Below are 26,094 nucleotides of genomic sequence, written 5' to 3'. Positions count from 1 at the left end.
TAGGTTGAGGTCTGTACAATGATGACTTCCTAAATTAGAAATGAATAATCGTACAGTACTAAAACAATAACTAAAATAAAGAAACGAGATACCTCAATCGAGGTTACCCCAATCAAGAAGGAATCTATAAAAATATGATTGATATATCTGTGGTGATACCCGCTTATAATGCTGAACTCACAATTGCAAATATTTTAGAAGACGTTTTAGGCATTAAGAACGTTGAAATTCTTGTTATTGATGATGGCTCAACGGATCAGACGAAAGAGGTCATTGAAGGCTTGGCAGAACAATATTCCAACATTAGATTAATTTTAGGAACGCATTCAGGTGCCTCAGCAAGTCGGAATATCGGGATCGAGCAGGCAAATGGCACAAAAATAATGTTTGTGGATGCTGATGATCGCATCAATGCCGAAGTGGTTAATGCATGTCTTCAAGAAAATCCACAAGCTGATATGATTGCTTTTCCAATGAATCAAACCTTTAATCAAGAAGAACCAACAACAATAGCAGTTGCGAAAGAGGAGAGAGTGGGCTTGATGCGTAATGCTTTGCAACTGTGTAATCAATTTCAAAAGCAATTTCAGATTAGTGCAGCGCCGTATTCTAAAATTTATGAAACCTCATTTTTACATAAAAATGGATTACGGTTTAATGAACAATTGGTGATTGCTGAAGATATGTTGTTCATTACCACTGCTATGAGTCATATAGCGTCGCTCAGAATTGAAACAGCTGGATTCTATCAGTATGAGATGAACGAAAATTCGGTGACACATAAAATGGATTTGGATATCGTGAAAAATGCAGAACTCTTTTTAGCGGATTTAAGTAGGATTGTTGATCAGGAAACAATCCAAGGCAAGTCAGCCGATGCACTTGTCCGGGACAGTGTGCGGCTCATCAAGCAAAAGGATGTTTCAAACCAAGAACTTCAAAAATATGATGGTTATTTAAAACATACATATGGATATGCACCAAATTTGTTAAGTATCAAACGACAAGTGCTTTTTTACTTGCTGAAAATGAAGTGGTATTGGATTGTACGTAAATTGGTTTAAAATAAATTAAGTATGCGGTAAAAGAGCTGAAGATATGAGGGAGTGGACGTAGATGGATTTTCCAATTGATTTCATTGTTACTTGGGTTGATGGTAATGATACACAGTGGCAGAAGAAAAAAAGCCAGTACAATACAAATGAAACGAAAATGAACGGTGCATCGAGATATCGTGATTATGAAATTTTTAAATATTGGTTTAGAGCCATTGAAAACAACGCCCCATGGGTTCATAGGATTTTTTTGGTGACAGATAATCAAGTACCGAGTTGGCTAAAAAACAATGAGAAGATTGAACTAGTAGATCATAGCGAATATATCGACGCCAAATATCTTCCAACATTCAATTCAAACGTAATTGAAATGAACTTTGCAAATATACCCGGGTTATCAGAGCATTTTGTTGTATTCAATGATGATACTTTTATGGTTAATCCGATGCAACCAACTGATTTTTTTGATGAAAACGGTGTACCCGTTGATTGTTTTGTATCAAATGTCATTCAACCAACTGATGATTTTTCACATATATTTGTTCAAAATTTAAAGTTGATTAATCAAAAATATAATAAACGAGAAGTCATTTCTAAAAATAAATCTAAATACTTCAACTTTAAGTATGGTAAGTTATTACTATTGAACTTTTATTTATTGCCTTTTGGAGCTTTTACACGCTTTTATGACCCACACCTACCAATGCCGTATACAAAGACGAATTTACAGACAATGTGGCGTTATTTTGGTGAAGATTTAGAACCTTTTTTATCAAATCGATTTAGAAAATCAACAGACTTTAGTATTTGGCTTGCACGATACATTCGTCTAGTTGAGGGAGACTTTGTACCAACAAAAATTAAAGGACGCGGATCATATTTTCAAATTTCAGATGTAAATCAAGTTCGAGAGAAGCTACAAACAAGGGATTTTTTTGTGGTTGTTAATGATGATGATAATCTAACGAATGCAGAATTTGAAAACATTAAACCGGTTATTAAAAAAACATTTGAAGAGAAATGGCCACAGAAATCGGAGTTTGAAAAATGATTAAATTCTCTATTATTATGACCGCCTTTAATGCGGAAGCTTTTTTAAGAGAGGCACTTACCTCAGTTTTCGATCAAAGTTACACTGAGTTTGAGTTATTAGTAGTTAATGACGCTTCCAATGATGGTACGCAAGCTATTCTGGATGGCTATTCTAACGAGAACAGACTTAAGGTTTATGTTAATAAGCAGAATAAGGGAATGGCGACATCACGGAATTTTGCGATGAGCAAAGTTTCTGGACAATATGTCTTGTTTATGGATGCTGATGACTTGTTGGATAATAATTTACTACATGAAGCTAACCAGATTATTGAAAGTGACAGAGCGGATCTCATTATTTTTGATTATGAGAGATTTTCCGAGAATAAGCGTCAAAAAATTGAGACTGGGACAACATATGAAAAGATGTATACAGCAGTTTGGAATAAGGTGTATGAGGCTAATCTTTTAACTGGTATTAAATTCCCAGAGTACTCAAAGTTGGGTGAAGATTTAGCGGTTGCATTAATAACGAGATACCGAGCTGAAAGGGTTGTACACCTAAGTTATGTTGGCTATTACTATAGACAAGTTATCGGATCAGCATCGCATAAGCAGGAAATTAAAGCACATATAGACGCTGTTGCTGTTATAAAAAATATTTTAGAAGGCTATCCTACGATTGCATCGAATGCCAAATGTCTATTGAACCAGCAATTGTTTATTCAAGCGGCAAATATTGTTAAATTGTCTAATACTAAAAAGTCATTAAAAGGTAATTCTCAGTATTTAGTAGATGTTCAAAATAATTTGGATAAGGGTGTAATCCAGTACGGTAATGGTATTTTGAAGAAATTAAAAAACAATTTATTTTGGATGCTCTTAAAAATACATGGTTATAATTTGTGCCAAAAATATACGAAATGGTTGTTAAAATAACCATGAATGAAAGGAGATTCTTGTTGTGCCGATAGTATTTTATTTAGCAATTATTGCAGAAGCTCTGATGGGAATCATTGCGCCGTTAAAAAAAACAGCTTTCCCAATTCTCTTTGTCTGTCTTTTAGGTGTGTTATTTGTATATGTCCCCAATACTGTTTCGGATAACATTATTTACCAAATTTACTATACACATCCAGCCGTTCCAAATAAGTTCGAATCGTTATTTAATTTGTTAATGCAGTTAAGTAATGCTTTGGGCCTGGATTACAAAGGCTTTAAAACGCTTATTTTTGTTTTGGAAATGACTCTGCTTTACTTAGGGATGCGGTTATTTAAATTAGAAAACAAACGTTTGTTTATGGTTTTCTATACGATGATTTTATTCTTCGAATCACCAATTCAACTACGTAATTACCTAATGGCAACGATTGTCTTTGTGGCCATAGCATATCTTTGGCGGGGTAAGACGTCGATGTTTATTTGTTTAGTTATAATAGGTGGCCTAGTGCAGTCCTCTGCATTTTTCTTTTTATTGCTGTGGCCGATTATGAAAATTAAACATCGCAAAACTGAGTATTGGTTTATTGCAGTAATGATTATTGTGGCAATTGCAATGCTCCTACCACCCACACGTGGGGTTTATACAGTTATCGTCAATGCTTTGGCTTCAGCCATTCCTGTTTTTGGGCCTAAGTTAGCAGCCTATGCACTTAGATTCCAACCAGGCACAATTATGATTTTTGATGTTACGTTAACAATTGTTTTATATTGGTTATTCGTAAAATTGGGTAAGGTTGTAAAACAACCTGCTTTAGAAACATACATTACATTGGGCCGAAAAATGGCGCTATTTTTCTTTATGTTGTTTCCGCTCTACATGGCCGCGTTCAATTTTGATAGAATTTTGATGGATGGGTTACTGGTAGTGTTTGTTGTCATTATTACATTGTTTACCAGTTTGCCAAGTCCAACCAGATGGACTGTTCTTGTCATCGCGTTTGCATTATTTGGTGTATATAGCTATGAGGCATATCACTATGGCATTCGTTATCAGGTTAATTATGAACCCGTCTTATTCCAGAATGAGCTATATCCTGTAAGAGATTATATTGTAAAGGATCAGAGATAAAATGAATCGGACTTCGCTTTCAATCAAAAATTCAATGGTATCTTTGATTGCGCAGGTTATTACACTTGTTATGCAGTTTGTTATGCAAATTGTGTTTGTCCACTACATGTCAGCCAATTATTTGGGTGCTAATGGACTATTTACCAATTTGATGAGTATTCTTTCCTTCGCTGAATTAGGAATTGGAGCAGCAATCACATATTCACTATATGCGCCAATTGCTAATCAGGATTATGAAGAGATTGATGCCATTGTTACTTTTTACAAGAAGATTTATCGTTTTATTGGGGTTACAATTCTTGTTTTGGGATTAGTCATGACCCTGTTCTTGAACTTTTTTGTAAAAAAAGATACGATGATTCCACATATGCATATGATGTTTTTGCTATATGTGATTGGCACTGCTGTCAGTTATTTTTACTCATATTCGCGCTCAATGTTTATTGCAGATCAACGATCGTATGTTAATACCATTAATCAAGTCGGAATACGTGTATTACAAAACATTATCCAGATTCTCGTACTTGTTGTTTTTCAAAGCTATTGGATGTATTTAGTGTTGCAAATTGTTGTGCTTGAAGCAATGGCGAAACTGAAGCAACCACAAATGAAGTTATTAGTGGCTGGCGTTGGACCAAACTTAACGATGTTGCAAGAAAAGGTAACAGAATTAGGTATTACGGAACAAGTACAATTCTTAGGTTATCGTTCTGATATTACCAATATTCACTACGCCGCTGATTTGAATGTCTTTCCTTCTTTGCGTGAGGGACTTGGCTTAGGTGGTCTCGAATCATTGGTCGATGGGAATTATGTGATTGGTTCACAAAATACGGGAATGGCGGATTATCTAACCTCTGAAGATTTAGGGCTGCTAGTTGATGTGACTGACGTAGATGCAATTTCACAGGCGATTGAACAGGTTTACCAAGATCAAAAAGTACCTGATTTAGAGAAACATCGTACTGAACTTATGCAGTTTGATGCTTCATCAGTGGATAAAGCTATGCTAGAAATTTATAAGAAATATGTATAACAAAGAAGGACACTTAGTGGAGTGTCTTTTTTTGTGAATGCATGCACATGTTGAGATGTGAGTGGTACAATAATAACGTAGACAGAATTTCGTACCAAAAAAGGAGCGAGAACATGACAGAAGTGGCATTAATTACAGGAGCTGGCCAAGGGATTGGCGAAGCAATTGCGAAGCGTTTAGCAGATGATGATTTTAAAGTGGCCGTAGTCGGTCGTACGTTGAGCAAACTAGAACATGTTGCTGAAGCAATCAACGCCAATCATGAGGGGGCAGCCATTGCCATTCAAGCTGATGTCGCCGATCGCGATCAAGTGTTTGCCGCCGTGCAAACGACAATTGATGCCTTTGGTGATTTAACGGTTATGGTAAATAATGCGGGGGTTGCCCCAACAACTCCTATCATGGAAGTGGATGCGGAGACGCTTCGCTGGGCACAAGATATTAACGTGAATGGAACAGTTTGGGGAATTCAAGCTGCGACAGACGCTTTCCGTAACTTGGGTCATGGTGGTAAGATTATTAACGCGACATCACAAGCGGGTGTCGAAGGAAACCCAAACCTAACCGTTTATGGATCTACCAAGTTTGCTATTCGCGGGATTACGCAAACGACAGCTAAAGAATTAGCTGAATTTGGCATTACAGTGAATGCATTTGCGCCTGGAATTGTGAAGACCCCAATGATGTTTGATATTGCACATGAAGTTGCTCAAAATGCTGGCGAAGATGATGCGTGGGGCATGGCACAGTTCTCAGATGGTATCGCCTTAGGGCGATTGTCAGAACCTGAAGATGTTGCAGCCGGTGTTGCCTTCTTAGCTGGTCCGGATTCAAATTATATGACAGGACAAACTTTGATTGTCGATGGTGGGATGACTTTCCATTAATAAAATAAACAAAAATGCTTACTGAGAAGTAAGCATTTTTTTAGTTTATAGCTGTTTAAGGTCGAGGGCGGTTTGGCAAAGCCAATCAGGTTTTTCAGATTGCAAGGCTGCCGTGGTGTGGGCACCCCAGGTGACGGCAGCTGTTTTGACGCCTGCGGCTTTGCCCATTTGTAAGTCATGGGTTGCATCTCCGACCATGACGGTTTGCTTTGGATCGAGGTGGTATCGATCAAGCAATATTAAAATGCCATCGGGAGCAGGTTTATAGTGGGTAACTTGGTCAGAACCAATGCAATCAGTAAAAAAATGCGCGATATTTAATCGTTTGAGATTTCGATTGAGTGTGTGAGTTGGTTTGCTAGTCACGATGAAAAGTTGGCGACCAGCCTGTTTTAAATGAGTTAAAACAGCACTGATGTCGGGGAAGAGTGTGACCTGAGTCCGTTCAAGTGACTGAGCATGTTCGCGAAAGCTGGATAATAACCGATTGTATTCTGCGGTTGTAAAATCGTGTTCAGGGACCATTGCTTTAAAAGAGGTTTCAATTGGAATCCCCATGTAGTAAGCAATTGTATCGTGACTTGGTTCGGGAAGGGATAAATCCCTAAAAGCCGCTTGTGTAGCTAATGCGACTGTCGCGCCTGAATTTGCTAACGTCCCGTCGAAGTCGAATAGAATATTTTGCATGACTATTCCTCGCTATCTTTTGCTTGAAAAAAGGTTAAGTATTATTAGGATTCTATAATATATAGCTTGAAATTACTAGCGAATGGGCATATATTATGAAGAATCAATCTGAGTGAAAGCGTACTTAGAAGTCGGTAAATTAAGGATGGTGCCAATAATGGATGGTTGTCAGATGTGACTGGGGAAGTGACCCCGTAAATCAAACATATCATGATGAAGAATGGGGGCGGCCACAATGTGAAAAACGGTCATTGTTTGAGGCCTTAACACTGGAGTTGATGCAGGCAGGTCTTTCATGGAAAACAATTATGAAAAAACGTGATAACTTTAAGTTAGCTTTTTCAAATTGGGACTATACTCAGGTGGCACAGTACGATCAAGCGCGAGTCGATGAACTTTTGCAAGATGCCTCAATTATTCGACACCGTCAGAAAATTGAAGCGGTGATTAATAATGCCCAACGGTTTGTAGCGATGGATGCAGCCCCAGTTGATTTCACGGCCTATATCTGGCAGTTTGTAGACGGCACGCCTATCGTGAATCACTGGCAACAAGCCGATGAGGTCCCCGCGACAACACCTTTGGCTATAAAAATTAGTCGTGATTTGAAAAAACGCGGGTTTAAATTTGTTGGGCCAACAACAACTTACGCATTTTTACAAGCGATTGGCATGATTAATGACCATATTGAAAGCTGCGATTTTAAATATAAGTAGCAATTCCTAGGAGGAAACAACATGACACAAATTTATGATTTTAAGTTGGATGAGATGGATGGCTCTAAATTAGACCTAGCTGATTATAAAGGAAAGATATTGTTGATTGTGAATACGGCTAGTAAGTGTGGTTTAGCTGGACAATTAAATGGGCTGCAGGCTTTGTACGAAAAATATTATGCTAAGGGACTAGTGGTGATTGGATTGCCATCAAATCAATTTAAAAATGAATTGGCTACTGATTCTCAAACCGCAAATTACTGTCAAATGCATTATGGTGTCACTTTTCCCATGACACAACGTGTTGCAGTCAACGGACCTGATACAACGCCACTATTTGTGTATTTGAAAAAGATGAGTGGCCATGGCATGATTAAGTGGAATTATACAAAGTTCTTGATTGATCAATCTGGTAAATTGGTACATCGCTATGCCCCAATAACGAAACCAGAACATATTGAACCTGAAATTGAAAAATTACTTAAATAAAAAGCTAACCGGAACCACAGCAGTGGAAGCCGGTTAGCTTTTTCAGTTAGTGACTATGCGTAATGTTGATACCAACTAAACTAATGAGTAACAAGACGACAAAGACCCAAGTGATAGGGGAGATGCGATCGCCAAAAATAATGACCCCAGCTAAGATTGCGCCAACAGCACCAATGCCAGTCCAAACGGGGTAGGCGGTGCTTAAGGGGAGTGTCTTGGTGGCCAGGGCTAAGAACCCGAAGCTGAACAGCATGCCGAGAAGTGTTGCTAAAACAAATGGCCATTTGGTAAACCCGTCACTGAGTTTCATGGTTGTTGCCCAAACGACCTCGAAAATGCCTGCCAAACCTAAATAAAGCCATGCCATGTGTGTATTCCTCCAAAATAAAAAATGCCCCCAGCGATACCTTCTGTGACCTAATGGTATCGGTGTGACATTTCGTGTGATGCGCCCGGTGGCGCTGATTTAATTTTTGATAAAATGTAGTTTAGCACAGGCGACTGGCTTTGGCAATGTTTGGTACAATGCAATATAAGTAAACAAAAAAGGACACGTGAACCTGATGAAAACCAAAAATATCTTAAATTGGATTGAAGTGACATTTGATTGGCAAAACTTAGCAATTACCGCAGCGAGTTTAATCATTATGGGATTAGTCGGTCATTATGGTGTGCGGTTTGTGATGAATAAGTGGTCAAAACATCATTTTAAGCATTTTACAACATCAGCCCCGTTGATCATTAAGGCTTTAGCAAGTCCCATTACGGTGATTGTATATACAGTGGGGATGAATTTATTGTTTGCATATTTGCAAGCGCCACGTGGACTGGTGATTATCACAAATCAGGTGTTACGCACCTGGATTTTGATAAGTTTTGGCGTGATTTTATATCACCTGATTCCACTTTTAATGGAGACTGTGACGAAGGTTGGAAAGCATAAGCGTTTTGAATTAAGTGCGATTATGCGTTCATTTTTGACCACGCTTTTACAGATTTTAATGGTAGTGGTCATTATCTTTGCCATTCTTGAAACTTGGCAAATTAATATTAGTGGATTATTTGCTGGCGTTGGATTGACGGGACTTGCCGTTTCAATGGCGGCCCAAGACCAGATTAAAAACTTCTTGGGGGGCGCGGTCATCATTGGCGAACAATCATTTTCCATTGGCGATAAAATCGAATCGCCTTCAATTCAAGGGACAGTTGAAGACATTACCTTTCGTTCGACCAAGCTGCGGACGGCAACAGGCGCCTTACAAGTTGTGCCTAACTCAACTTTAGCTAATGAGCCAATCACGAATGATAGTCGAGTCGACGTGCCACGCATTACATTGGATTATTATCTAGATGTTACGACTTCCGACGAACAAGTCAGTGCGTTACGACAACGCATCCTGGATTTCTTGTCAAAAGACGAGCGATTCATGGCTAAACATATGGAATATCAAGTTAAAATTCCGGAAGTTGTCAATCAAGGGATTCATATTCAAGTTAATGGACCGCTTTCTCCGCAAGGCGCTGAAAACGGTGACGACGCCAAGGCTATTTTAAATTTGAATGTGATGAAAGCGGCGCAGACGTTGCATATTAAATTTGCAAAATCCGATGCAGGTGAAACGGGGGCTTAGTGATGTTTAATAATCAAGATTTTAAGATATTTGAGGCGCCAACTTTAGCTGAACGCATGCAACTTATCCAACAACAAATTGATCCAAAGTTTGAGGACTTTGCTAAATTGGCTTTGCCAATTTTAGAAGAGGATGGCCAAGCGTGGTATGCGCATGTTGCTAAACATTTGCGCCGGACAGTTTATCCACCAGACAATACCTGGGTAGCATTTGCCCCCAATAAGCGTGGGTACAAGATGCTACCACATTTTGAATTAGGGCTTTGGGAAGATTGTTTGTATCTATATTTAAGCTTTTTAGAGAATTTGAAGCAGGATGCAACGCAGCAAGCCTTGTGGACTGAACGTATCCAGGCGCAACAAAGCCATTTTTTAGATTTGCCACAAAACTTTGTTATTAGCCCAAACCATATGGAACCTGCGGTCATATCTTTGGATGCCACCAATTTTGAACGTACCGTGATGCAATTCGGGCAGAAAAAGCATACCGAATTTTCAGTTGGTCTTAGAATTGCAAAAGGGGACCCTCGCTTTGGGACGGCTGATTTGGATTATGCTCTGTGTGAGGCACTTCGAAAACTACAAAACGTATATGAATGCATAAGAGTACAATCAGAATAAATGAAAAAGGATGTTGAAGATGCCTAAATATCTTATTCTGGCGGAAAAACCGTCAGCAGCTAAAAATTTTGCAAAGGCATTAGGAGGTTCGGCAGGACATTTCGCTGATTTTGATTACCGGATTATGAATCTACGCGGACATCTCATGACTTTTCGGGAGCCAGAGGAGATGGTTCCTGAAACGTTAGCCAAAAAATATAAATCATGGAAGTTAGCCGATATGCCTTGGCAACTCAATGATTTGAATTGGCAAAGGACCTATATTCGTACCCGAACAAAAGGAACAACAAATAAGCAATTGCTTGATCAAATTAAAGCAGAACTTAAACAAGGCTACGATGGCATTATCATTGCGACTGATACAGATCCATCTGGTGAAGGTGATTTACTTGCCTTTGAAGCAATTGATGCAATGAGGTGGCAAGGGGCAGTTCTTCGAGCTAATTTTATGGATGAAACGCCGCAATCAATTCAACAGGCAATGCGTCAGTTAGTCCCTATTGCTGATAAATGGCAATATGGCCCATACCTTAAAGGTGAGAGTCGCAGTCGATGGGATTTTGCGTCGATGCAGTTAACTCGGATTGCGACAACGTTAGTGAAAGGGGCCGGCTATGCTGTTGTAGCCCGAGAAGGGCGTTTAAAGTCGGTTATCATTTGGAAAATTTATGAGCAATGGCAAAAGATTAATGCCTATGTCCCAGTGCCTTATTATGAAGTAAAGTTTAAAGATCCCGCGGGGCATGTCTTTGCGCGTAAGGTGGATCCTAAAGCTGAGCAAATTGCATGGCGTCACGCGCAACGCAGTGAAGGTGAAGCTGACGTGGCAACTTACCATGAGAGTGCCGTAGCCAATGAGAAACACACGACGAAACGCCAAGCGCCACCTAAATTAATCGATTTGGCAGGGGTGGCAGCACTACTTGCGCCTCAAGGTTTATCGGCAAAGCAGGTTTTGAGCACGTATCAAAAGCTGTATGAAGCACAGTATGTTTCTTATCCGCGTACCGAGGATCGCAATGTGACTCCTGAACAATTCAATGAACTTTTGCCGGCAGTTGATCAGATTGCGGATTTAGTTCAAGTTGATCGCCAACTGCTAAGTCATCGCCAACCACGTAAAACCCATGTGAAGCCACAGGGGAGTCACGGGGCTAACCGACCAGGAACTAAGGTACCGGTTTCACTGGATCAGCTGGAGAAGTATGGCCCTGGAGCGCGCCAGATTTATACGACGTTAGCCAAGAACTATTTGGCGATGTTGGCGGAAGACTATGTTTATGATCACGTGACAGCAGATTTATTAGACTATCCTGATTTTAAGACAGCTTTTAATGTGCCGATTGCGTTGAATTATAAGGCAATCTTTAATGTTGAGACGGATGATACAGAGAGTCAAAGTGCGACCTTGGGGCCGACGGCCCAACCAGAGTTAGCGGAGGGAAAGAATCCCAAACCACAAACGCCAACAACTAAATGGATTATGGCTTTCTTGGAAAAGAATAATGTGGGGACTGGGGCGACCCGTGTCTCAACTTTGTCAGATATGAGTCAAGGTACAAAGGGGATGCTAAACGAGTCACGGGGTAAATTAACGCCGACTCAAACCGGAAACATCTCAGCGATAATGGTAGAAAATACGTGGATTGCCTCGCCTAAAATAACGAAACGGCTTTTTGAGATGATGGATGAAGTGGAACAATTTAAGATGCCGATGGCGCAGCTATTGGATTCCGTGACGCAGGTGATTGGCCACGATATGCCACAAATGGAAGCGAATGTTGCCAATCTGACCCAACGTCTTGGACCACCGCCGAAGAAACGTAAAGTCAAAGCGAAGCCAAAAGCGGAACAAGTGACAGGAATCTTTAAGGGACAAGAAGTGCATTTTGCAAAAACTTGGGGGAACCATACATTCACTGAGACGGAAATAGCAGATTTGTTAGCGGGTAAAACAATTACTTTTGAAACGACCACCAAACAAAAAAAGCCTTTTACAGCAAAAGGTCAGTTAGGAAAAAGAACCTTTCGCGGAAATGAATACACGGGTTTCAAACTATTGAAAGCATAAAATAGAGGTCTAAAGTAGTGCTGTAGTGCTACTTTAGACCTTTTTATATTTTTTATGATCGGTTTTATGAAAACGCTTGCATAAGCAATTTTCATATGCTATTATTATTCATGTACTAAAGAGAACGATTTATTTAGAAATTTTGAGGAGAACTAATTATGGCAATTTTAATTGCGTTGATTCCAGCTTTAGCTTGGGGATCAACAGGTATTATTACAACAAAGATGGGTGGATCAGCCGCTCAAGGAACATTAGGAATGACATTGGGGGCCTTAATCTTTGGGCTTTCAACTTTGCTCTTCTACGTGATCCCATCAGCAGGGCTTGATTTTGCCTTTAACCCGCGTGTTTGGGTGGTTGGTTTTGTTTCAGGTTTGTTCTGGGCGATTGGAACGGCTGGACAATTCGTTGCGTTCAAGAAATTAGGGGTATCAGTTGGTAACCCAGTTTCAACTGCTAGTCAAATTGCATTAAACGCATTGATGGCCGCTTCTGTTTTGGGAGAATGGACGAATGGAAAGATGTGGTTCTTCGGACTACTAGCCATTATCGCGGTTGTTATTGGAGCCGTTTTGACATCATTGCCAGATCCTAACTCTAAGGCAGCGCCAAATCCTGAAGCTGATCCTAAGGGTGGTTACATGGCGATTGCCCTTTCATCATTGGGATTCATGATGTACTTCGTCTTCCCTAACTTGTTGAATAAGTTTGGCTTTATCTCAGATGCCGTTCACGGAGCACCTCATGGTAGTGGCTTGCACTACATGACTGCGATCGTTGGACCACAATCAATTGGACAAGTGATTGGTGCCTTGATTATTGTTGTCTTCGTTATGCATCAAGGTAAGACGATGTGGCAACCAGCAACCTTCCGTAACATCCTTACAGGATTGGTTTGGGGTATCGGTAACATTGCAATGTTCATCTCAGCTGCGAATCCACAAATCGGACAAGCAACTGCAGCAACTTTGTCACAACTAGGAATCATCGTTGGAACATTTGGTGGAATTTACATCTTGCATGAGAAGAAGACATCTCGCCAAATGCTTTATATCTCAATTGGAACAATCTTAGTTGTTGTCGGAGCAATTATCATTTCAAACTTGAGTAGCTTAGCTTAATAATAACCAAAGCACTGAATGATTTCAGTGCTTTTTTATTATCCTGCGTGTAGGTGGGGATGTGCTAAAATAAAGGGTGAAGTTAGAAATTCTTACAGGAAAACGATTTCATTTTAATCAGAACATGTTATAATCGGTATATACCAATTTGAAAAGGAGTGTTAAGACAATATGACGACACTAAAATTTGATGCAAGCAAGTTATCAACCTTCGTAAATGATGATGAACTGCAATTGATTCAACCAATGGTTGATGCAGCTGATAGCCTACTACATAAGGGAACTGGCGCTGGTTCAGATTACTTAGGCTGGCTTGATTTGCCTGTTGATTATGATCAGGATGAATTTGCGCGAATTAAGCAAGCTGCACAAAAGATTCAATCAGATTCAGAGGTCTTGGTTGTGATTGGAATCGGTGGATCATATCTTGGCGCTCGTGCTGCAAATGATTTTTTGAATGATTATTTTGATTCAGCTTATCCAGCTGATCAACGTAAGATGCCGCAAATCGTTTTTGCTGGTAACTCAATTTCACCACAATATGTTAATTCATTAATCAAGTTGATTGGTGACCGCGACTTTTCAATTAATGTGATTTCAAAATCTGGAACGACAACTGAACCAGCGATTGCTTTCCGTGTCTTCAAGGAATTGCTTGAAAAGAAGTATGGTGAAGCCGAAGCGCGTGAGCGTATTTACGCAACTACGGACGCCCATAAGGGTGCCTTGAAGCAAACAGCTGATGAAGAAGGTTATGAAGAATTTGTTGTGCCAGATAGTGTTGGGGGACGTTTCTCAGTCCTTACAGCAGTTGGCTTGCTACCAATCGCAGCAGCTGGACACGACATTGACCAACTAATGGCTGGGGCAGCACAAGCCCGTGCCGATTTTTCAGACACCGATGTCACAAAGAATGATGCCTATGCATATGCGGCTTACCGTAACATTCTTTATCGCAAGGGATATACAACTGAATTACTTGTAAACTATGAACCAACGTTGCAACAATTTAGCGAATGGTGGAAACAATTGCAGGGTGAATCAGAGGGTAAGGACGGTAAGGGCATCTTCCCAGCGTCTGGAAACTTCTCAACTGACTTACACTCATTTGGACAATACATTCAAGATGGTCGTCGCAACCTCTTTGAAACTTTGGTGCGCATTGATGCGCCAGTTTCAGATGTGACAATTCCTGTCTCAGATGCTGATGATGGATTGGGTTACCTTGAAGGTAAGACAATGTCATACGTTAATAAGACTGCATCTGATGGCACATTGTTGGCCCACGTCGATGGTGGCGTACCAAACATGGTTGTTGAATTGGATCAACAAAACGAGTTTGCCTTGGGTTATATGATTTACTTCTTTGAGCTAGCCGTTGGTATTTCAGGTTACCTCAATGGGATTAACCCATTTAACCAACCAGGGGTTGAAGCTTACAAGTCAAATATGTTTGCCTTATTAGGTAAGCCAGGCTACGAAGAGAAGACTGCCGAGCTGCGCGCCCGTCTATAAAGCTAAATTAAAGATGTTAAAAACCCGTCCCAAATGGAATGGGTTTTTATTCATGATAAAAAATAAGTTCTGCCTGTTCCAAGACGAAAGAACTTATGGTAATATTAGACGAAAGACAAAAATTGAGGAGATTTCAATCATGGCAACTATTGGTATGAATGATTTAAAGACTGGTTTGACAATCTTGTACAACCAATCAATCTGGCGTGTGTTGGAGTTCCAACACGTTAAGCCTGGTAAAGGTGCAGCGTTCGTGCGTTCAAAGTTGAAGAACTTGCGTACAGGAGCTGTTAACGAAGTAACTTTCCGTCCTGGAGATAAGTTTGAAACAGCTAACATTGTTTCAGCTGATATGCAATATTTGTATGCTGAAGGTGATTCACACGTCTTCATGGATACAGAAACTTACGAACAAGTTGCAATTCCAGATGATAAGATTCAAGATGCATTAAAGTTCTTGCTTGAAAACATGGTTGTACGTGTGACAACTTATGATGGCGAAATCTTAGATGTTGAAGTGCCAAAAACAGTTGAATTGACTGTTGCTGAAACACAACCTGGTATCAAGGGTGCGACAGCAAATGGTGGTGGAAAGCCTGCAACAATGGAAACTGGTTTGGTTGTTACTGTACCTGATTTCATTAATGCTGGCGATAAGCTAATCATTAATACTGATGATGGTGGATCATATTCATCACGTGCTTAATCATGCCGGTGAGTTGGACTTACCGTAACGTTAAGGACAGCACAGTGATATGATAAGTGATAGTGCCGACCGGTTGCCGGCCGGCACTTTTATGTTTTAAGGAGGAAATCCATGGCAGAAGAAACAATTGTATTAGACCAACCAACTGGTACCGAAGGCACAACTCGTGTAAACGTACGTGTCCTAGATATCATCGCTGCCCTTGCAACACAGGAAGTTGAAGGTGTTGCAAGTTTGCGTGGATCATTTTCTGATCGTGCTCAAGAAGCCTTTGGTCGCCGTGTGCGTGGTAAGGGTGTTGAAGTCGTTCAAGATGATGCCGGCTTGACTATCGATTTGTACGTTTATCTTAACTACGGGGTGAGTGTGCCAAAGTTGGCGGTGCAAATCCAAGAACGAGTTAAGATGCAAATTGCAGCCATGACCGAACTTTCAGTTAATGCTGTTAATGTGCATGTTGAGGGGATGATTTCACCTAAGGTAGCCAGCACAATTGATCCAAATAACCTATTTGGAGAAGAAGAGACGCCGGAGGATGGCCAATAGTATGACGACTTTAAATCGACACCAAGCCCGGCAAGCGGCATTCCAAACTTTATATAGTTTAGGAATCAACCCGGATGCTGACATTGATACGGTGCTACGTCAGGTATTATCAGGTGATCCAGAAGTTTTGTGGGAAGGCGACTTGCCACAAGATGTTGTGACACTTGTGACTGCAGTCCGAGATCATCAAGATGAGCTAGATTTACAAATCTCAGATTACTTGGCTGATGGTTGGACAATTGATCGTTTGAATGTTGTTGACCTTGCTTTGATGCGCTTAGCTATCTATGAAGGTCAGTCAACCGAAACACCAAAAAATGTTGCCATTAACGAAGCATTGCAATTGGCCCATGAATTTACCAATGATGATTCACGTAAGTTTATCAATGCGGTCTTGAATAAGGCCTTGACGGAAGAATAATAATCATCTATAATCAATATTTGTTAAGAAATAAAGTAACGGCAACCCGCTGTTCACCTTGGTAAGCGTACTTATCGGGTTAATCATTTATAACTATCTATTAGTTTTGATGTTTACAGCGGGTTATCGTATGCAAATACGGTAAGCCGCTTTTATTATACATTTATTTCATGCCAAGTTTTATCGGAGGTAAGGACCATAGCAAACGCACGTCAACCACAACAACAACAGCAAAAAGATTTAATCAATGATCGTATCCGCGCTCATGAAGTTCGTTTAATTACGGATGATGGTGATCAAGGTGTCATCCCAAAGGATGAAGCCCAAAAGATGGCCGATGACGCAGAACTTGATTTAGTATTGGTGCAGGCAACCGCCAAGCCACCAGTTGCAAAAATCATGGACTACGGTAAGTTCAAGTTTGATTCTCAAAAGAAGCAACGTGAGCAACGAAAGAATCAAAAAACTGTTAGTGTTAAAGAGATTCGTTTAAGTCCAACAATTGATGACAACGACTTTAATACCAAAGAAAAGGCTGCAACTAAGTTCTTGGAAAAGGGTAATAAGGTTAAGGTTTCAATTCGTTTCCGTGGGCGTGCTATCACGCACAAGGAAATCGGACGAGAAGTAATGAACCGATTTGCCGAAGACTTGCAAGGAATTGCAAAAGTTGAAGCAAGAGCAAAGATGGAAGGGCGCAGCATGTCTATGGTGCTTGCACCCAAAGAAACTAAGTAACTAAACCAGTTTGGAGGAAAATACAATGCCAAAGTTTAAGACACACCGCGCTTCAGCAAAGCGTTTTAAGAAGACTGCTAATGGTGGTTTGAAGGGTGCCAACGCGTACACATCACACCGTTTCCACGGTAAGACAAAGAAGCAACGTCGTCAATTGCGTGGGACTTCAATGATGAACCACACAACTTTGAAGAACTACGTTCACATGATGGGACGTTAATCTGTACTTTTGTACATTTTCGAAATCTAAATTAGCTATTTTATAAAAAGAATTACTGGAGGAATTATCCATGCGAGTTAAAGGTGGAACAGTTACGCGCGCACGCCGTAAAAAGATGATCAAGTTGGCCAAGGGTTACCGTGGTCAACGTAGCATTAACTATCGAGTTGCCAAGGAACGTGTTTGGAAGGGTTGGACATACGCCTTCCGTGACCGTAAGCAAACAAAGCGTAACTTCCGTAAGTTGTGGATTGCACGTATTAACGCTGCAGCCCGTATCAACGGTTTGTCATACTCAAACTTCATGCACGGTTTGTCATTGATGGGCACAACTGTTAACCGTAAGATGCTTGCTGACCTTGCTATTACTGATCCTGAAGCATTCGCTGCTTTGGCTGAATCAGCAAAGAAGGCATTGTCAGAAGCTGGTAAGCACGTTGCCACAAAGACACCTGCTACATCAGAAAAGACTGTTACAATCAACGCAGCTGCTCCTAAGGCAGCTAAGAAGTCTTCAGATGCAAAGCCATCAGAAAAGAACACTGTTGCAGAAATCAAGGAATACTTGACTGCTAACGGTATTGACTTCCCAGCATCAGCTAAGAAGGCTGAATTGTTGGCATTGGTTTAATAATCAATTAATGCACTTACCTTTCGGGTGAGTGTATTTTTTTATATAAGCGAAGCAGTTAACGTCCACCCAATGGCGAGACTCGGGACGAACGGGGCCTGACGTTGGCGATAATAGAGAATTTGAAGGGCAAACTGAACGCAGCAAGCCGCATTTAGCCAACTAAACCACATAAGGTTGGGAGCAACGCATAAGCCGCAAGCGAGCACGTCAAGATCACCGTAACCAATCCAGTTTTCATGACTGATGTGATTAAGTAAAATGGCGCATAAATACCCGAAAAGTACAAAAAGACAGGTTTTTGGGTGTATTAAAAAGGCTAGGACCAGACTTGGTATGAGCCAAAGGCTATTAATGAATTTTGTAGAAAAATCTTGGCGACCTAAATAAAATAAAGTTATTAAAAAAACGTAAGTGATACAAATTTGCATAAGCTTGCTCCTTTCGTGACGTAGATATAGACGCTATTTAAACGAGTGTTCACACTTTTGACACGCCCGGGATTGTGTGCAAAATGAATCGCTTAAGACCGCTCTTAAATTGCATAGAAAAAACTTGCATCTGAATCGAATAGATGATATATTACTGATTGTGCTTTAAGTGAGCAAGGGTGTTTACGTGTTCAACGTGACGTGCTGAACTCTTAAACGAAAAGTACCATTTATGCATTATTACGTGTATCTAAGCGATACGCCTGGTAATGTGGACTAGACACTATATAGAAAAATTGAAAGGGGACTCTAGGACATGCCTACTATTAACCAATTGGTTCGTAAGTCTCGTAAGTCACAGAGCACAAAGTCAAAGTCACCAGCTTTGAACTTTGGTTATAACTCACAATTAAAGAAGGCCACTCGTGTTTCTTCTCCACAAAAGCGTGGGGTTGCAACCCGTGTTGGAACAATGACACCAAAGAAGCCTAATTCAGCTTTGCGTAAGTATGCACGTGTACGTCTTTCAAACTTGATTGAAGTTACTGCATATATTCCTGGTATCGGTCACAATCTTCAAGAACACTCAGTTGTCTTGATTCGTGGTGGTCGTGTTAAGGACTTGCCTGGGGTACGTTACCACATTATTCGTGGTGCCCTTGATACAGCCGGTGTTGAAGGACGTATGACTTCACGTTCTAAGTATGGAACTAAGCGTCCAAAGAAATAAGGGGAGGACATAAATAATGCCACGTAAGAGTTATACAAAACAGGCTGAAGTTTTGCCTGATCCAATTTATAATTCAAAGCTTGTTTCACGTTTGATCAACCGTTTGATGATTGATGGTAAGCGTGGAACTGCTTCAACAATTTTGTACGATGCTTTTGATCGTATTAAGCAAGAAACTGGTGAAGAACCTTTGACAGTTTTCGAAGAGGCTATGAACAACATCATGCCTGTTTTGGAAGTTAAGGCTCGCCGTATCGGTGGATCTAACTACCAAGTTCCAATCGAAGTTCGTCCAGAACGTCGAGTAACACTTGGTCTTCGTTGGTTGGTTCAATACGCACGTTCGCGTGGAGAGCACACAATGGACGAACGCCTTGCTAAGGAAATTATGGATGCTGCCAACAACACTGGTGCATCTGTTAAAAAGCGTGAAGACACGCACAAGATGGCTGAAGCCAACCGTGCCTTTGCACATTACCGTTGGTAATATTACAAAATTTGGCTACAGCCCAATAACAGGCTATAGCCATTTTTGTGTATTTTGCGGTATAATGGTTACAAGACAGATTGATGTCGTTTTCTGACGTTAATCGTTAAATTTAAGGAGATATTATACTCATGGCTAACAAGCGTGAATACCCACTTAACCGTACGCGTAATATCGGTATCATGGCCCACATCGATGCTGGTAAGACAACTACAACTGAGCGTATTTTGTACTACACAGGTAAGATTCATAAGATTGGTGAAACTCATGATGGAGCTTCACAAATGGACTTCATGGATCAAGAAAAGGAACGTGGAATCACAATCCAATCAGCCGCTACAACTGCTGTTTGGCATGGTTTCCATGACCAATACAAGAATGATCCATTCCGTATCAACATCATCGACACACCAGGTCACGTGGACTTCACAATCGAAGTTGAGCGTTCATTGCGTGTGCTAGACGGTGCCGTTGCTGTTTTGGACGGTTCTGCTGGTGTTGAACCACAAACTGAAACTGTTTGGCGTCAGGCTGAAACTTATGATGTTCCTCGTATTGTTTTCGTTAACAAGATGGACAAGATGGGTGCCGACTTTGGTATGTCAGTTGATTCATTGAAGGATCGTTTGGATGCCAACGCTAAGGCTGTTCAATGGCCTATCGGTGCTGAAGATGACTTCGCTGGAATCATTGACTTGATTACTAAGGAAGCTTGGTACCCAACAACAGAACTTGGTGAAGAATGGGAAGTTCGCGACATGCCTGCTGACTATGCTGACCTTGTTGAAGAAAAGTATAACGAATTGGTTGAAGCCATCGCTGATGTTGATGACGAAATCATGGACAAGTACCTTGGTGGAGAAGAAATCTCTGCTGATGAATTAAAGGCTGCTATCCGTCGTGCAACTTTGAACTTGGAATTCTACCCTGTCTTTGCTGGATCAGCATATAAGGATAAGGGTGTCCAAATGGTATTGGACGGTGTCGTTGACTACCTACCATCACCTTTGGAAGTTAAGCCATATGTTGCTACAGATCCTAAGACTGGTGAAGAAGTTGACTTGATCGCTAACGACGAAGATCCATTCGCCGCTTTGGCCTTTAAGGTTATGACTGACCCATTCGTTGGACGTTTGACATTCTTGCGTGTCTACACTGGTAGTTTGGAAGCTGGTTCATACGTTATGAACACTTCACGTGACAAGCGTGAACGTGTTGGACGTTTGCTACAAATGCACGCTACTAGCCGTACTGAAATCCCTGAAGTATTCTCAGGTGATATCGCTGCTGCGATCGGTTTGAAGGCAACGACTACTGGTGATTCATTGACTGCACCAGATCGTCCATTGGTTCTTGAATCAATGGAATTCCCTGATCCCGTTATCCAATTGGCTATCGAACCTGCTACTAAGGCAGACCAAGATAAGATGTCAAACGCTTTGCAAAAGTTGGCCGAAGAAGATCCTTCATTCCGTGCCGAAACTAACGAAGAAACTGGTGACACTTTGATCTCAGGAATGGGAGAACTTCACTTGGATATCATCGTTGATCGTTTGAAGCGTGAATTCGGTGTTGACGCCAATGTTGGTGCACCTCAAGTTGCTTACCGTGAAGCATTCACTAAGACTGTTCAAGCTCGTGGATACTTCAAGCGTCAATCTGGTGGTAAGGGACAATATGGTGATGTTTGGATTGAATTCTCACCTAACGAAGAAGGTGCTGGATTCGAATTCGAAGACGCCATCGTTGGTGGAGCTGTTCCTCGTGAATACATCCCTTCAGTTGAAGCTGGATTGCGTGATTCAATGAACGCTGGTCCTATCGCCGGATTCCCATTGGTTGATTTGAAGGCTAAGTTGTATGATGGATCATACCACGATGTCGACTCATCTGAAGCTGCCTTTAAGATTGCTGCTTCATTGGCATTGCGTGAAGCTGCCAAGACTGCTGGTGCCGTTATCTTGGAGCCAATCATGCGTGTTGATATTACTGTTCCTGAAGACAACTTAGGTGATGTTATGGGACACGTTTCAGCCCGTCGTGGTTTGCTTGAAGGTCAAGAACAACGTGGAAACTCAATGATTATCCACGCTAAGGTTCCTTTGTCAGAAATGTTCGGATATGCAACTACTTTGCGTTCATCAACGCAAGGTCGTGGAACTTTCCAAATGCAATTCGATCACTACGAAGCTGTTCCTAAGAACGTTCAAGACGAAATTGTTAAGAAGTATGGAAAGCATGACGAAGACTAAGCTTTTGCTTAGGGCTTCTCAGCTTTAAATAAAACCCCGTAAGGTTACGACTTGCGGGGTTTTATTGTGTTCTAAAGTTAAAGCAATCATAATTTTTTACGGACTAGTCACAAAAACATTTCGCTCAAAATAGAAATTTTGTATAATTTAAGGCATGCGAAGAAAGGTGGTGGAGACAAGTGACTCAACCAATAATCGAGTTTAAGAATGTTGCCATGCAATATGGTGATACAACTGTTTTAAAGTCCATTGATTTAGAAATTGAACAAGGTAAATTCTATACCTTACTAGGATCATCTGGTTCCGGAAAGACAACCATTTTACGTTTGATGGCGGGCTTTTTGACACCGACTTCCGGAGATATTTATTTTAAGGGTCAACGGATTAATGATGTCCCACCTGAGAAACGCCAAATTAATACTGTTTTTCAAAATTATGCCCTATTTCCAAATATGAATGTTTATGAAAATGTTTCGTTTGGGATGGTATTAAAAGGAAAGAAGAAAAGTGATATCAAGGCAAAGGTATCGGAAATGCTCGCACTGGTAAAGCTCTCTGGCTATGAAGATCGTGAGATTTCAGAGCTTTCTGGTGGACAACAACAGCGTGTTGCGATTGCTCGCGCCTTAGCAAACGAACCTGAGGTTTTGGTGTTAGATGAGCCTCTTTCGGCCTTAGATTATAAATTGCGTAAGACGATGCAGTATGAACTACGAGATATTCAGCAACGTCTTGGCATTACGTTTGTTTTTGTGACGCACGATCAAGAAGAAGCGCTGGCGATGTCGGACTGGATTTTTGTAATGAATGATGGGAAAATCTTGCAAAATGGGACGCCGGTTGATATTTACGACGAACCGATTAATCACTATGTTGCTGAATTTATTGGTGAATCAAACATTATTCCTGGGGTGATGCGTCAAGACTACGTTGTTTCATTTGCAGGTAAGGAGTTTGAAAATGTCGACGCCGGTATGCGACCAAATGAACCAGTTGAAGTGGTATTACGTCCTGAGGATCTGGATTTAGTTGATGTTGCAGACGGTAAGTTGACTGTTACGATTGATGATGAATCCTTCCGGGGTGATTATTATGAAATTACCGCACATGATGATGATCAAAACCCATGGCAAATTCAAGCCACGAATTCTGCAACAATCGGTAAACGTTATGGCTTGTACTTTGATCCAGAAGATATTCATATTATGCGTTTGAATGAATCCGAAGAGGATTTTGATGCGCGTCTTGAACAATATGAAGATGAGGAGGATGCTGACGATGAGTGAAAAAAGGACGATTAATTTTAGTGTGCCGTATTATCTTTGGCTCGTCCTCTTTGTGATTGCACCGGTTATCCTCTTAGTCTTTCAATCATTTACAAACTTGCATGGTCAATTTACTTTGGCTAACTATAAAACGTATTTTGGTTCTGGAACCTATTTACGGATGACCTTTAATTCGGTGTTCTTTGCGTTTGTAGTCACCTTAATTACCTTAGTCATCAGTTATCCAATGGCCTTGATTATGAGTCGTTTAAAACATGCTCAGTTCTGGCTGATGCTAGTCATTCTGCCCACGTGGGTGAACTTATTGCTCAAAGCTTACGCCTTTATCGGTCTATTCGCACAAAAAGGGACCATCAATGACTTTTTGACTTTTATTGGGGTGGGACCACAACAAATGATGTTTACCAATGGTGCATTCTTGACCGTGGCAGCCTACATTGAAATACCATTTATGATTATGCCAATTTTCAATTCATTAGTTGAGATGGATCAATCGTTAGTCAATGCAGCGCGTGATTTGGGTGCTACCAAATGGCAAACCTTGTGGCGTGTTATTGTTCCTTTGTCAATGAATGGCGTACGTGCTGGTGTTCAGGCTGTTTTTATTCCGACATTATCACTTTTCATGATTACACGTTTGATTGGTGGGAATCGGGTGATTACACTTGGTACTGCGATTGAAGAGCACTTTATGGTTACGCAAAATTGGGGCATGGGTTCGACCATCGGTGTTGTTTTGATTGTTGCGATGGCCATTACCATGTATGTTACCCGTGATCGTAAACGAGGAGGTAAAGCATGAAGAAATTAAAACCTAGCTATCTTTATTTAGCCTTTGTCTTTGCACTAATGTACCTACCTATTTTCTACCTCATGTTTTATTCATTTAATGCGGGGAGCTACATGAATGGTTTTGCGGGATTTTCACTGAAACACTATGCAACGTTGTTTTCGGATTATCGCCTGATGGGGATTTTGGCAAATACCTTTATTATTGCCTTACTATCTGGTTTGTTTGCCACACTAATTGGTACATTTGGCGCTTTGGCGATTTATCGGACACGACGGATTGGCTTAAAAAATACGCTACTTTCTTTGAATAATATTTTAATTGTGTCGCCGGATGTCATTATTGGGGCAAGTTTTTTAATTTTGTTTACATTGATTGGTTTGAAGTTAGGCTTTTTCTCGGTTCTTTTGGCACACATTGCTTTCTCAATTCCGATTGTCGTGCTGATGGTTTTGCCACGGTTGAATGAGATGAATCCGGCGTTGATTGATGCTGCCCACGATTTAGGTGCCACTGACTTTCAAGTTTTGAGTCGAGTTGTTTTACCTTACGCGTGGCCAGGAATTTTAGCAGGCTTCTTTATGGCAATAACGTATTCCTTGGATGATTTTGCAGTCACTTTTTTTGTGACGGGGAATGGTTTTTCAACTTTATCTATCGAAATCTATTCGCGTGCGCGGCAAGGAATCGACTTGTCTGTTAATGCGTTATCAACCCTTATGTTCTTAGTATCGTTGGTTCTGGTTGGAGTGTATTATTACATTTCATTGCGAACGAATAATGGTAGTAAGAAAAAGCGTCAGATGCGAACGGCGGTGCGTTAAGATGAAAAAATTAATGCATTTAAGTTTAGCGATTCTGATTGTTGTTGCGGCCTTGTTTGGTATGCGAAGTTGGTTTACCCATTTGGAGAACAAATCCGTTGGGAACTCTGATCAACCACAAGGCAACCGGACCCTAACTATTTATAATTGGGGTGACTACATCGATCCAAGCATATTGAAAGCATTTCAAAAAGAAACGGGTTATCGTGTCGATTACGAAACCTTCGATTCCAATGAAGCGATGTACACAAAGGTTAAACAAGGGGGGACACATTATGATATTGCCATCCCTTCTGAATACATGGTTGAGAAGATGCGCCAGGATAATATGTTGGAACCACTTGATCATCGCAAGTTGACAGGCCTAAAAAATTACGATCCGACTTTTATGAATGAACCGTTTGATCCTAAAAATAAATATTCTGTTCCATATTTTTGGGGAACTTTAGGGATTGTCTATAATGATAAGTTTATTAAGCCAGGTGAGATTAAGTCTTGGAACGATTTATGGCAACCTAAGTACAAACAACAAATTATGTTGGTTGATTCTGCACGAGATATTATGGGGATGACCCTGGCGTCGAATGGTGAATCCGTTAATACCAAGAGCCTCCCAGAACTTGCTGCGGCTCGGGGGAAATTAACCACCTTGATGCCAAATGTGAAAGCAATTGTTGCTGATGAAATAAAAACATACATGGCGCAAGATGAGGCAGCTCTGGCAGTGGATTATTCAGGGGATGCAGCTGAAATGATGAGCCGTAATAAGCACTTGCACTATGTGGTGCCCAATGATGGAGGCAACCTCTGGTTTGATAATATCGTTATCCCGAAGACCGTTAAAAATAAAGATGCGGCGTATGCCTTTATTAATTATATGAGTCGACCTGATATCGCAGCAAAGAATGCTGAATACGTTGGTTACGCCACACCAAATCAAGCTGCTTGGCAGCGTTTACCACGTACGACGCGTGAGAATCCATCGTGGTATCCATCTAAAGCAGTCTTGTCAAAACTTGAAACTTATCAAAATCTTGGCCCAACTTGGACGCAAAGGTATAATGATGATTTCTTAGAGTTTAAGATGACGAATCAATAACA

The 26,094-nt window shown here is 40.8% G+C and carries 28 protein-coding genes and 1 pseudogene; 27 read left to right on the top strand and 2 right to left on the bottom strand.

Annotation, left to right across the window (positions count from 1 at the left end; all coding sequences use genetic code 11):
- The first annotated feature begins 134 nt into the window (after window positions 1-134).
- The 6 genes from IE337_RS06615 (at window position 135) to IE337_RS06590 (ending at window position 6,081) form a co-directional block, all read left to right on the top strand.
- On the top strand, window positions 135-1,064 hold the full coding sequence (locus tag IE337_RS06615) for a glycosyltransferase family 2 protein (protein ID WP_191136240.1): 930 nt from the start codon (window positions 135-137) through the stop codon (window positions 1,062-1,064).
- Between the two features lie 52 nt (window positions 1,065-1,116).
- Window positions 1,117-2,106: a Stealth CR1 domain-containing protein gene (locus tag IE337_RS06610; RefSeq protein ID WP_191136239.1), complete on the top strand. Its 990-nt coding sequence runs from the start codon at window positions 1,117-1,119 to the stop codon at window positions 2,104-2,106.
- Window positions 2,103-3,026 (top strand): glycosyltransferase family 2 protein, encoded by a 924-nt coding sequence (locus IE337_RS06605; RefSeq protein ID WP_191136238.1) that lies wholly within the window; start codon window positions 2,103-2,105, stop codon window positions 3,024-3,026. Before IE337_RS06610 ends, IE337_RS06605 begins: the two co-directional genes overlap by 4 nt.
- Window positions 3,027-3,051: 25 nt before the next feature.
- Window positions 3,052-4,158, top strand: a complete 1,107-nt coding sequence (locus IE337_RS06600; protein ID WP_191136237.1) for an EpsG family protein — start codon at window positions 3,052-3,054, stop codon at window positions 4,156-4,158.
- A gap of 1 nt (window position 4,159) precedes the next feature.
- Window positions 4,160-5,194 (top strand): glycosyltransferase, encoded by a 1,035-nt coding sequence (locus tag IE337_RS06595; protein ID WP_191136236.1) that lies wholly within the window; start codon window positions 4,160-4,162, stop codon window positions 5,192-5,194.
- Between the two features lie 113 nt (window positions 5,195-5,307).
- Window positions 5,308-6,081 (top strand): (S)-acetoin forming diacetyl reductase, encoded by a 774-nt coding sequence (locus tag IE337_RS06590; protein WP_191136235.1) that lies wholly within the window; start codon window positions 5,308-5,310, stop codon window positions 6,079-6,081.
- Between the two features lie 45 nt (window positions 6,082-6,126).
- Here IE337_RS06590 and IE337_RS06585 read toward each other — a convergent pair whose 3' ends face one another.
- On the bottom strand, window positions 6,127-6,768 hold the full coding sequence (locus IE337_RS06585) for an HAD family hydrolase (RefSeq protein WP_191136234.1): 642 nt from the start codon (window positions 6,766-6,768) through the stop codon (window positions 6,127-6,129).
- 161 nt (window positions 6,769-6,929) lie between these two features.
- On the opposite strand from IE337_RS06585, the gene IE337_RS06580 reads away from it, so the two are divergent.
- Both IE337_RS06580 and IE337_RS06575 read left to right on the top strand, forming a co-directional pair.
- On the top strand, window positions 6,930-7,484 hold the full coding sequence (locus IE337_RS06580; RefSeq protein WP_191136233.1) for a DNA-3-methyladenine glycosylase I: 555 nt from the start codon (window positions 6,930-6,932) through the stop codon (window positions 7,482-7,484).
- 21 nt (window positions 7,485-7,505) lie between these two features.
- Window positions 7,506-7,973, top strand: a complete 468-nt coding sequence (locus IE337_RS06575; RefSeq protein ID WP_191136232.1) for a glutathione peroxidase — start codon at window positions 7,506-7,508, stop codon at window positions 7,971-7,973.
- Between the two features lie 46 nt (window positions 7,974-8,019).
- Here IE337_RS06575 and IE337_RS06570 read toward each other — a convergent pair whose 3' ends face one another.
- Entirely contained in the window at window positions 8,020-8,340 is a 321-nt protein-coding gene (locus IE337_RS06570; RefSeq protein ID WP_191136231.1) for a DMT family transporter, read from the bottom strand.
- 196 nt (window positions 8,341-8,536) lie between these two features.
- On the opposite strand from IE337_RS06570, the gene IE337_RS06565 reads away from it, so the two are divergent.
- The 19 genes and pseudogenes from IE337_RS06565 to IE337_RS06480 all read left to right on the top strand — a co-directional run bounded on the left by IE337_RS06565 (window position 8,537) and on the right by IE337_RS06480 (window position 26,092).
- Complete coding sequence (locus IE337_RS06565) at window positions 8,537-9,604, top strand: mechanosensitive ion channel family protein (RefSeq protein ID WP_191136230.1); 1,068 nt, start codon at window positions 8,537-8,539, stop codon at window positions 9,602-9,604.
- 2 nt (window positions 9,605-9,606) lie between these two features.
- Complete coding sequence (locus tag IE337_RS06560) at window positions 9,607-10,224, top strand: DUF1054 family protein (protein WP_191136229.1); 618 nt, start codon at window positions 9,607-9,609, stop codon at window positions 10,222-10,224.
- A gap of 19 nt (window positions 10,225-10,243) precedes the next feature.
- Window positions 10,244-12,295: a DNA topoisomerase gene (locus IE337_RS06555; protein WP_191136228.1), complete on the top strand. Its 2,052-nt coding sequence runs from the start codon at window positions 10,244-10,246 to the stop codon at window positions 12,293-12,295.
- Between the two features lie 158 nt (window positions 12,296-12,453).
- Window positions 12,454-13,416: a GRP family sugar transporter gene (locus IE337_RS06550; protein ID WP_191136227.1), complete on the top strand. Its 963-nt coding sequence runs from the start codon at window positions 12,454-12,456 to the stop codon at window positions 13,414-13,416.
- Window positions 13,417-13,587: 171 nt separating this feature from the next.
- Window positions 13,588-14,931 (top strand): glucose-6-phosphate isomerase, encoded by a 1,344-nt coding sequence (locus tag IE337_RS06545; protein WP_191136226.1) that lies wholly within the window; start codon window positions 13,588-13,590, stop codon window positions 14,929-14,931.
- Between the two features lie 139 nt (window positions 14,932-15,070).
- Window positions 15,071-15,637: an elongation factor P gene (efp, locus tag IE337_RS06540; RefSeq protein WP_057747013.1), complete on the top strand. Its 567-nt coding sequence runs from the start codon at window positions 15,071-15,073 to the stop codon at window positions 15,635-15,637.
- 111 nt (window positions 15,638-15,748) lie between these two features.
- Window positions 15,749-16,183, top strand: a complete 435-nt coding sequence (locus IE337_RS06535) for an Asp23/Gls24 family envelope stress response protein (RefSeq protein ID WP_191136225.1) — start codon at window positions 15,749-15,751, stop codon at window positions 16,181-16,183.
- Window positions 16,173-16,604, top strand: a complete 432-nt coding sequence (nusB, locus tag IE337_RS06530; RefSeq protein ID WP_243185589.1) for a transcription antitermination factor NusB — start codon at window positions 16,173-16,175, stop codon at window positions 16,602-16,604. Before IE337_RS06535 ends, nusB begins: the two co-directional genes overlap by 11 nt.
- A 198-nt stretch (window positions 16,605-16,802) precedes the next feature.
- Window positions 16,803-17,342: a translation initiation factor IF-3 gene (gene infC / locus IE337_RS06525; RefSeq protein ID WP_057747008.1), complete on the top strand. Its 540-nt coding sequence runs from the start codon at window positions 16,803-16,805 to the stop codon at window positions 17,340-17,342.
- Between the two features lie 25 nt (window positions 17,343-17,367).
- A complete protein-coding gene (gene rpmI, locus IE337_RS06520) occupies window positions 17,368-17,562 on the top strand; it encodes a 50S ribosomal protein L35 (RefSeq protein ID WP_057747006.1) in 195 nt (64 codons plus the stop codon).
- A gap of 70 nt (window positions 17,563-17,632) precedes the next feature.
- Window positions 17,633-18,046: pseudogene (gene rplT, locus IE337_RS07900) on the top strand (50S ribosomal protein L20); the annotation flags it as partial.
- Between the two features lie 81 nt (window positions 18,047-18,127).
- The gene (locus IE337_RS07950; RefSeq protein ID WP_233119709.1) at window positions 18,128-18,193 is read left to right on the top strand and encodes a HeH/LEM domain-containing protein; all 66 of its coding nucleotides are present in this window, start codon (window positions 18,128-18,130) and stop codon (window positions 18,191-18,193) included.
- Between the two features lie 747 nt (window positions 18,194-18,940).
- Window positions 18,941-19,354 (top strand): 30S ribosomal protein S12, encoded by a 414-nt coding sequence (gene rpsL, locus IE337_RS06510; RefSeq protein ID WP_057747000.1) that lies wholly within the window; start codon window positions 18,941-18,943, stop codon window positions 19,352-19,354.
- A 16-nt stretch (window positions 19,355-19,370) separates the two neighbouring features.
- On the top strand, window positions 19,371-19,841 hold the full coding sequence (gene rpsG / locus IE337_RS06505) for a 30S ribosomal protein S7 (protein WP_057746999.1): 471 nt from the start codon (window positions 19,371-19,373) through the stop codon (window positions 19,839-19,841).
- A 131-nt stretch (window positions 19,842-19,972) separates the two neighbouring features.
- A complete protein-coding gene (gene fusA / locus IE337_RS06500; protein WP_072152530.1) occupies window positions 19,973-22,093 on the top strand; it encodes an elongation factor G in 2,121 nt (706 codons plus the stop codon).
- A gap of 215 nt (window positions 22,094-22,308) precedes the next feature.
- Window positions 22,309-23,379, top strand: a complete 1,071-nt coding sequence (locus IE337_RS06495; protein WP_191136881.1) for an ABC transporter ATP-binding protein — start codon at window positions 22,309-22,311, stop codon at window positions 23,377-23,379.
- Entirely contained in the window at window positions 23,372-24,181 is an 810-nt protein-coding gene (locus IE337_RS06490; protein ID WP_072153166.1) for an ABC transporter permease, read from the top strand. The genes IE337_RS06495 and IE337_RS06490 overlap by 8 nt, the downstream gene beginning before the upstream one ends.
- The gene (locus IE337_RS06485; protein WP_191136224.1) at window positions 24,178-24,993 is read left to right on the top strand and encodes an ABC transporter permease; all 816 of its coding nucleotides are present in this window, start codon (window positions 24,178-24,180) and stop codon (window positions 24,991-24,993) included. Before IE337_RS06490 ends, IE337_RS06485 begins: the two co-directional genes overlap by 4 nt.
- Before the next feature lies 1 nt (window position 24,994).
- Entirely contained in the window at window positions 24,995-26,092 is a 1,098-nt protein-coding gene (locus IE337_RS06480) for an ABC transporter substrate-binding protein (protein WP_191136223.1), read from the top strand.
- Window positions 26,093-26,094: the final 2 nt, after the last annotated feature.

Origin of the sequence: Weissella viridescens (assembly GCF_014789145.1) — a bacterium.
GTDB classification, from domain to species: Bacteria; Bacillota; Bacilli; order Lactobacillales; family Lactobacillaceae; genus Weissella; species Weissella viridescens.
This window is presented reverse-complemented; position numbering and strand designations above follow the sequence as displayed.